Annotated in this window: 8 protein-coding genes; 2 read left to right on the forward strand and 6 right to left on the reverse strand. The window is 45.2% G+C overall.

Annotated features, from left to right (window positions below; genetic code table 11):
- The 6 genes from mepA to queA form a co-directional block, all read right to left on the reverse strand.
- On the reverse strand, window positions 1–637 hold a 637-nt coding region (gene mepA / locus BCU12_RS06540), incomplete at its 3' end, for a penicillin-insensitive murein endopeptidase (protein WP_102403555.1).
- Window positions 638–864: 227 nt separating this feature from the next.
- On the reverse strand, window positions 865–1,812 hold the full coding sequence (secF, locus tag BCU12_RS06545) for a protein translocase subunit SecF (RefSeq protein ID WP_102403548.1): 948 nt from the start codon (window positions 1,810–1,812) through the stop codon (window positions 865–867).
- 14 nt (window positions 1,813–1,826) lie between these two features.
- Window positions 1,827–3,683 (reverse strand): protein translocase subunit SecD, encoded by a 1,857-nt coding sequence (secD, locus tag BCU12_RS06550; RefSeq protein ID WP_102403549.1) that lies wholly within the window; start codon window positions 3,681–3,683, stop codon window positions 1,827–1,829.
- A gap of 21 nt (window positions 3,684–3,704) precedes the next feature.
- Complete coding sequence (gene yajC, locus BCU12_RS06555) at window positions 3,705–4,034, reverse strand: preprotein translocase subunit YajC (protein WP_102403550.1); 330 nt, start codon at window positions 4,032–4,034, stop codon at window positions 3,705–3,707.
- Between the two features lie 119 nt (window positions 4,035–4,153).
- Entirely contained in the window at window positions 4,154–5,287 is a 1,134-nt protein-coding gene (gene tgt / locus BCU12_RS06560; protein ID WP_102403551.1) for a tRNA guanosine(34) transglycosylase Tgt, read from the reverse strand.
- A 251-nt stretch (window positions 5,288–5,538) separates the two neighbouring features.
- Window positions 5,539–6,591 carry a tRNA preQ1(34) S-adenosylmethionine ribosyltransferase-isomerase QueA gene (queA, locus tag BCU12_RS06565; RefSeq protein WP_102403552.1) on the reverse strand — a complete coding sequence of 351 codons (1,053 nt, stop codon included), beginning with the start codon at window positions 6,589–6,591 and terminating at the stop codon, window positions 5,539–5,541.
- 270 nt (window positions 6,592–6,861) lie between these two features.
- Here queA and BCU12_RS06570 point away from each other — a divergent pair, with 270 nt between their 5' ends.
- Both BCU12_RS06570 and BCU12_RS06575 read left to right on the forward strand, forming a co-directional pair.
- Entirely contained in the window at window positions 6,862–7,305 is a 444-nt protein-coding gene (locus BCU12_RS06570; RefSeq protein WP_102403553.1) for a CBS domain-containing protein, read from the forward strand.
- A 111-nt stretch (window positions 7,306–7,416) separates the two neighbouring features.
- The gene (locus tag BCU12_RS06575; RefSeq protein ID WP_241909761.1) at window positions 7,417–8,121 is read left to right on the forward strand and encodes a dienelactone hydrolase family protein; all 705 of its coding nucleotides are present in this window, start codon (window positions 7,417–7,419) and stop codon (window positions 8,119–8,121) included.
- Window positions 8,122–8,269 lie beyond the last annotated feature (148 nt).

The raw sequence follows: 8,269 nt of genomic DNA on the forward strand, positions 1-8,269 counted from the left end.
GACAGGAGCTATCCCCTTCGGGGCAGTTTAACCGCACATGAATGTGAGAATGATGCCCCCACCATGGCCTCACTTTACGTAACCACTCTCGGTTGTTGATCTGTTCAGACTCGCACAGCTGATTCTTAATTACTGGGTGAACAAAAATCCGAGCCACCTGTTCATTCTGCGCAGCGAGCTTGACCAACTGAAAATGTTCATTGCTCCAACGTTTTCTATTTAACTCAAATTCTTTCACATGCACTACGCTCATCGCTTGAGGTTTCGCAAGCTCTTGCGCACTGAGTGGCTCTTTGGTTAATCGAAGCCAAATGTCGATATCAAGACCGGTTTGATGACTTGAGTGCCCAGATGAAAAGCGTCCACCTTGCGGTAATGAGAGATCGCCGATAAGAAGAATAGAGCCCAAGTCTTGATAGGTTTGCTGGGCAAGATGCTGAATAAAACTAACGGTATTGGGGTGTGCATAGTAACGTTCACGTTGGCTACGAATGACTTGATAGCCTTCTCCCTCCAATGGCAACGCTTTTGCCCCCGCCAAGCAACCATTCGCATAGCTGCCTATGGACTCTGTCGGTTGCGTTGACGGAAAGCGCTTTTCTTCCCAAGGCGTTGCTGCACTCATAAAAGAAAGCATACCTGCGATAAAGCCTGTGAATACTCCCTGCCACCTTTCCACTCTATTTCTCCTTGAACGTGTCTTTATCGACAGTGCCATTGGCCCTAATAAAGTCACTACAGTATATGCATAAACGACAGGATAAAGATGTGAGTTTAAGAAAAACTAATAAAAAAGCCGCTAGTTTCCTAGCGGCTTTCATTGAGTCTGTGACAGCAAATAATTTACTGTACTAAGAGAACGCCTTAAGGCATTTCATCAAACTCTTCACCTTCTTTCTCAACTTGCGTTGGCATTAGGTGCTCACGTTCAATACCCAGTTTCAATGCCAGTGCAGAAGCAACGTAGATTGAAGAGTAAGTACCCACAGTGATACCCAATAACAACGCCAGAGCGAATCCATGAATCATCGCACCACCTTGCGTAAAGAGGGCAATAACCACGAATAGCGTTGTACCAGAAGTAATTAATGTACGGCTCAATGTTTGTGTGATTGAGTTGTTCATAACCTCTGATGATTCGCCTTTACGCATCTTGCGGAAGTTTTCACGAATACGGTCAAATACAACGATGGTATCGTTGAGTGAGTACCCGACCACGGTCAGCAAGGCTGCGACAATGGTTAAGTCCACTTCAATTTGTAGTAGTGAGAAGATACCAAGTGTGATGATAACATCGTGCGCCAAGGCCATTACAGCACCCGCAGCAAGACGCCACTCAAAACGAATCGATACATAGATCAAGATACAAATCAGAGAAGCAATGATCGCAAGACCACCTGCTTCTGTTAGCTCATCACCCACGTTCGGGCCAACAAACTCGATACGACGCATCTCAACCGACTCACCCGTACCGTCTTTAATTGCACCAATGATTTGATTGCCTAGCGTTTCGTTTGCAATGCCATCACGAGGACGCAAACGAACCATCACTTCACGTGCAGAACCGAAATTCTGAACCGTTGCATCACCAAAGCCTTCCGCTTCTAGCGCGCTACGAATCTCTTCTAGGTTCGCAGGCTGTTCAAAACCCACTTCAATCAGTGTGCCGCCCGTGAAGTCTAAACCCCAGTTAAGCCACTTGGTAGAAAGAGTAAAGATAGCCGCGCCAATCATAAATAATGAAAAAGCGAATGCGGCTTTTGACCAACGCATAAAGTCGATCGTTTTATCTGCTTTTAGAATTTGAAACATATTAATTCCTAGCCTTAGATCGACAGTTTATCAACACGCTTACCACCGTACAGTAGGTTAACCACACAACGTGTGCCTACAATCGCAGTAAACATGGAAGTCAAAATACCAATGGAAAGTGTCACAGCGAAACCTTTGATAGCACCTGTACCCACAGCAAACAGAATGATTGCAGTGATTAAGGTGGTGATGTTCGCATCGGCAATGGTACTGAATGCATTTGAATAGCCTTGGTGAATCGCTTGCTGAGGGCTTTTTCCTTCTCGAAGCTCTTCACGAATACGCTCAAATATCAGAACGTTTGCATCGACTGCCATACCAACGGTTAAGACAATACCGGCAATCCCTGGCAGCGTCATTGTCGCCCCTGGAATCATCGACATCACACCAATGATAAGCACTAAGTTCGCCATTAGAGCCATGTTGGCAATAAAGCCAAACTTACGGTAGTAGATAAGCGTAAACAGCATTACCGCTACCATGCCCCAGATCATTGCTTGGATACCCATATCAATGTTCTGTTGTCCCATTGACGGGCCAATTGTGCGCTCTTCAACGATAGAGATAGGCGCAATCAACGCACCAGCACGAAGCAATAGCGCTAAGTTGTGTGCTTCGGCAACAGAATCGATACCTGTGATGCGGAAGTTACGTCCAAGTGCCGTTTGAATAGTCGCTTGGTTAATCACTTCTTCATGCTTAGATAGAATCACGCTGCCTTCAGGAGTCTTACGACCGCTGTCTTTGTACTCTGCAAATACGGTCGCCATTAGCTTACCGACATTTTGACGAGAGAACGTCGACATCTTGCTGCCGCCTTCACTATCAAGTGAGATGTTTACCTGTGGGCGACCATATTCATCAACGCTGGAGCTTGCATCGGTGATGTGAGCACCACCAAGAATCACGCGTTTTTTAACCACAACTGGGCGGCCATTACGGTCTGTCTTGATTTCACTGCCTGCTGGCGCACGGCCACTCGCAGCGGCTGACAAATCAGCTTGGTCATCAACTTCACGGAATTCTAGCGTTGCTGTCGCACCAAGAATCTCTTTCGCACGAGCCGTATCTTGTACACCAGGCAATTCAACTACGATACGGTTTGAACCTTGACGCTGTACCAAAGGCTCAGCAACACCAAGTTCATTGACACGATTACGTAGAATAGTAATGTTTTGCTCAACAGCGTAGTTACGAATTTCAGTAAGACGAGCATCATTAAAAGTAGCAGATAGAGCAAAACGACCATTGCTGTCTGAGTCAACAAACGTCATGTCACGGTGCTTGTCTGACAGAAGCGCCTTCGCACTTGCAAGCTGTTCAGCGTCTCGAAGAAGTACTTCTACTGAGTCACTGCCTGAAGGGCGAATAGAACGGTAGCGAATACGCTCTTCACGCAGTTCACTTCGGAATGCCTCTTCTTGCTGACCGACAAGCGTCTTCATTGCCGCGTCCATATCCACTTCCATCAAGAAGTGAACACCACCACGTAAATCAAGACCGAGTTTCATTGGCGCAGCGCCAATAGACTCTAGCCAGTTAGGCGTAGCGGCAGCAAGGTTAAGGGCAACAATCTTGTCTTTACCAAGAGCTTCATTGATGATGTCACGAGCCGTAAGCTGAGTGTCAGTATCATTGAAACGAACAAGAATTTGTCCATTCTCTAGGGCGATAGATTTATGAGAGAGACCCTGTTTTTCAAGGGCAGCGGTGACAGAATCCAGCGTTGACAGATCAACAGAGGCGCCGCGCGCCCCTGTAACTTGAATAGCTGGATCTTCACCGTATAGGTTTGGAAGTGCATATAATGCAGCAGTAGCGATGGCAAAGATCACCATCAAATACTTCCATAACGGATAACGGTTTAGCACAGCGAGATTCCTTTAGCTGTTTTATAGAGACTTCAGTGTACCCTTAGGTAACACAGCAGTAACGAAATCTTTCTTGATGACAACTTCATTGTTCACGTTAAGCTCAATAGAGATGTAGTCATTGTCTTCAGCGATTTTAGTGATTTTGCCTACTAGACCACCGCTAGTAATAACTTCATCACCTTTGCCCATTGCGGCCATAAGATTCTTATGCTCTTTTACACGCTTAGCTTGTGGGCGGTAAATCATGAAGTAGAAAATCACAGCAAACATACCTAGCATGATAATCATTTCGAAACCACCACCTGCTGGTCCACCTTCTGCTGCTGCGTGAGCTTGAGAAATAAACATTAAGACGTCCTCTATATATTTTTGTTAATTCAATTTAATTGGGGATTCCCCCCGTATTTTCAAGTGATACGCTACAGAAGCCTAAGCGTATTCAGACTAAAAACACAGGGGTCTTGTAATTATTCGTTACCGAGTGGCGGCGCAGAGCGATCACGACGAGCGTAAAACTCTTCAACAAAGCTATCGAATCGATCTTCATCAATTGCCAAGCGAATGCTTTCCATTAAACGTTGGTAATAACGCAAGTTATGAATCGTATTTAATCGCGCACCTAGAATTTCGTTACAACGGTCTAGGTGATGTAAATATGACTTAGAATAATTCTGGCAAGTGTAACAGTCACAGTGCGGATCTAGTGGTGTTGTATCCGTTTTATGTTTCGCATTACGGATCTTGATCACACCTCCGGTCACAAATAGGTGGCCGTTACGTGCATTTCGCGTAGGCATAACACAATCGAACATGTCAATTCCGCGGCGAACACCTTCAACCAAGTCTTCAGGTTTACCTACACCCATAAGGTAGCGAGGCTTGTCTTCAGGCAGTTGCGGGCACGTGTGTTCTAGAACACGGTGCATGTCTTCTTTTGGTTCACCAACCGCTAAACCACCAACGGCATAACCGTCAAAACCAATCTCAGTCAATGCTTTTACAGACACGTCACGAAGGTCTTCGTAAACACCACCTTGAACAATACCAAATAGCGAGTTTTGGTTCTCTTGGCGATCAAATTCGTTACGGCTACGGTCAGCCCAACGGATAGAACGCTCCATTGAGATACGCGCTTCATCGTGCGTTGCTGGGTATGGCGTACACTCATCAAAAATCATTACAACATCCGAGCCAAGATCGTATTGGATTTGCATTGATTTCTCTGCATCCATAAAAATCTTGTCGCCGTTTACCGGGCTGCGGAAGTGAACACCCTCTTCGGTGATTTTACGTGTCTTACCCAAACTAAATACTTGGAAGCCACCTGAATCCGTCAGGATAGGCCCTTTCCAGTTCATGAAGTCATGCAGGTCACCGTGCAACTTCATGATTTCTTGACCTGGGCGCAACCATAGGTGGAAAGTGTTACCAAGAAGAATTTCAGCACCTGTGCCTTTAACTTCTTCTGGTGTCATACCTTTCACTGTACCGTAGGTACCGACAGGCATGAACGCAGGGGTTTCAACCGTGCCGCGTTCAAATTGCAGTTGACCACGACGAGCGTTGCCGTTCGTTTTTTTCAGTTCGTATTTTAATCTCACGAGAACTCCACTTTGCCAGAAAAACAGTCTGACTATTATTGACGGGTTTTCACCCTACGAGAGCGGTCGCGAATTCCTTGCGAAGTAAGAGCCTGGCTCTTTCTCTAGCCTACTGCTAGCACTCGTTATTCTTTCTTAATCTCTTAAAAAAGCTAACTAATTAAACACTACGCTCTTATAGCAAGGAAAAAGCGCGGAGCTTATGGACATAAGTGAGCACTTTTGACACAGCTATAAAGTGTAGTGTGACATTAGCTAGTTTTTTTGTTTATAAACATGGCATCGCCATAGCTAAAGAAGCGATATTCGCCTTTCACAGCGTGAGTGTACGCTGCCATGGTGTTGTCATAGCCTGCAAAAGCGCTCACTAGCATAATCAGTGTTGACTCCGGCAGGTGGAAATTGGTCACTAAGCAATCAACAAGTTGGTACTCATAGCCAGGAAAGATAAAGATTTCGGTATCGCCAAAGAAAGGCACCAGTTCAGTGCCCTTTTTCACCGCGTCTTGCGCTGCACTTTCTAGTGAACGAACAGAGGTTGTGCCGACAGCAATAATACGCCCGCCGCGTGCTTTCGTTGCAGCAATCGCGTCCACAACGTCTTGCGGCACTTCCACGTACTCAGCGTGCATGTGGTGATCATTGATGTTATCAACTTTCACTGGTTGGAACGTACCCGCCCCTACGTGCAGCGTCACATACGCAAAATCGATGCCTTTCTCTTTAATTTGAGCAAGCAGCTCATCATCAAAATGAAGGCCCGCTGTTGGCGCAGCGACTGCACCCGGCTTTTCATTGTATACCGTTTGATAACGCTCTTTATCCGCATCTTCATCTGGGCGATCGATATACGGCGGCAATGGCATGTGGCCAACATCGTTTAATATCTCAAGCACGGATTTGTCATCGTTAAACTGAATTTCAAACAATGCATCATGACGAGCCACCATTTCAGCTTGGTATTCATCATTTTCACCAAGGAATAACTGAGTCCCTGGCTTAGGCGATTTAGAGCAGCGCACATGAGCAAGAATGCTTTTCTCATCAATCATACGCTCAACAAGCACTTCCAACTTACCACCAGACTCTTTGCGGCCGAAAAGACGCGCTGGGATCACTCGAGTATTGTTGAAAACCATCAAATCACCTGGTTCAACCAAGTCCAATACATCTTTAAACGAACGATCATTCAAGTCGCCATTCATTCCATCTAAATGCAGAAGGCGGCTTGCTGTACGCTCAGCTTTTGGGTAACGAGCAATCAGTTCGTCAGGGAGTTCAAAGTGAAAATCAGAAACTTGCATGTCAATCGTCTTAATTTAGTGAAAAACTACTCTCAATTACGAGTCTTTAGCGATGGGTTTTACGCAGCCGAACAGTATAGATTCCTTAGATTTAATAGCAAGTTTTGTCGCGTCTATATCAAATCACTAAAGCTAGTTGCAGCAAAAATAACATAGGTCAAAGTTAGTGCCGATTATTGGCGAAAAAAGCGGTAAAACGAACTGGATCTCAATTCAATAAACCAAAAGAAACTATAGTCATAAGGTACTGATAAATAGCTGGAGGCGAAGATGATTAAAGTCGAAGACATGATGACACGTAACCCTCACACCTTATTGCGGTCACATACACTGGCTGATGCCAAAAATACGATGGAAGCGCTTGATATTCGCCATATTCCTGTCGTCGATACAGAAAGAAAACTGCTGGGTATTGTTACGCAACGCGATGTACTCGCAGCTCAAGAATCAAGCTTACAAAAAGTACCAAGCGATCAATCTTATACGCTGTCTACCCCACTCAATGACGTTATGCACACGAGCATCATGACCGTTTCCCCCTGTGCTGGATTAAAAGAAAGCGCTAAATACATGCAAAAGCACAAAGTTGGCTGCTTACCTATTGTTGAGAACAACGAGCTCGTTGGCATCATCACTGACAGTGACTTTGTCTCTATTGCGATTAATTTACTTGAGCTTCAAGAAGAGAGTGAGCCAGAAGAAATCGACAGTTAAACCATTGAACGTCTTCAATCATTCAGCATGGATGTAAAATGCCAATTCCCAACTACACTTGCTAAGGCAATCTAGGAGGGAATTATGCTACGTCTAATCGCTATTCAATTAATGTTCGTTATCTCGTCGGTCTCTGCAAGTGAGTCGATAACCTATCAGGTTGATGGTTTATCGTATGAAGGCCATTGGTCCAAAGTGTCTGATAGCGCGCCGCTCGTCTTATTGGTTCATGACTGGGATGGGCTTACTGACTATGAAATAAAACGCGCGAAAATGCTCAATGATCTTGGATACAACGTGTTTGCCGCCGACCTTTTTGGCAAAGGGATTCGTCCAACCAAAGTTGAAGACAAGAAACAACACACCGGTGAGCTGTATAAAGATCGCGCGAAACTAAGATCGTTAATGCAAGCCAGCTTAGATCAGGCTACCACATTAGGCGGAGACAAAGACAACACGGTCGTCATGGGCTACTGCTTTGGTGGTGCCGCTGTTCTGGAGTCTGCAAGAGCGAGAATGAAAGCGAAAGGCTTCGTGACGTTTCATGGGGGGTTAGCAACACCAGAAGGGCAATCTTACCAAAATACTTCATCGCCTCTTCTTATCTTGCATGGCAGCGCAGACAAAGCGATTTCGATGCAGCAATTTGCTGACTTGGCCGTAGAACTTGAAAGCTCTGGGATTTCCCATGAAATGGTCAGCTATGGTGGTGCGCCTCACGCCTTTACCGTTTTTGGTTCAGAACGTTATCGAGAACAAGCCGACAAAGACTCATGGCGAGCCTTCACTCGTTTCTTATCGCAAGTCACTCTTTAAAAAATGTTAACACTCATTATACCGATACGGGCTCAACTTCATGTTGAGCCTTTTCGTTTTTCATTCTGTAATGACTTTTCTCTTATCAAGCAAGAACTCAATAAGCAACTATAGTTTATTGAGGAATCTATTAGTTAATAGATATAGG

The sequence above is a fragment of the Vibrio sp. 10N.261.55.A7 genome, assembly GCF_002877365.1.
In the GTDB taxonomy this organism is placed as follows: Bacteria; Pseudomonadota; Gammaproteobacteria; order Enterobacterales; family Vibrionaceae; genus Vibrio.

Bases quoted from the DNA above. Each gene is read 5' to 3' on its own strand.
- yajC (WP_102403550.1), bottom strand. From the start codon at position 4,034: ATGTTTATTTCTCAAGCTCACGCAGCAGCAGAAGGTGGACCAGCAGGT.
- BCU12_RS06575 (WP_241909761.1), top strand. From the start codon at position 7,417: ATGTTCGTTATCTCGTCGGTCTCTGCAAGTGAGTCGATAACCTATCAG.
- secF (WP_102403548.1), bottom strand. From the start codon at position 1,812: ATGTTTCAAATTCTAAAAGCAGATAAAACGATCGACTTTATGCGTTGG.
- BCU12_RS06570 (WP_102403553.1), top strand. From the start codon at position 6,862: ATGATTAAAGTCGAAGACATGATGACACGTAACCCTCACACCTTATTG.
- queA (WP_102403552.1), bottom strand. From the start codon at position 6,591: ATGCAAGTTTCTGATTTTCACTTTGAACTCCCTGACGAACTGATTGCT.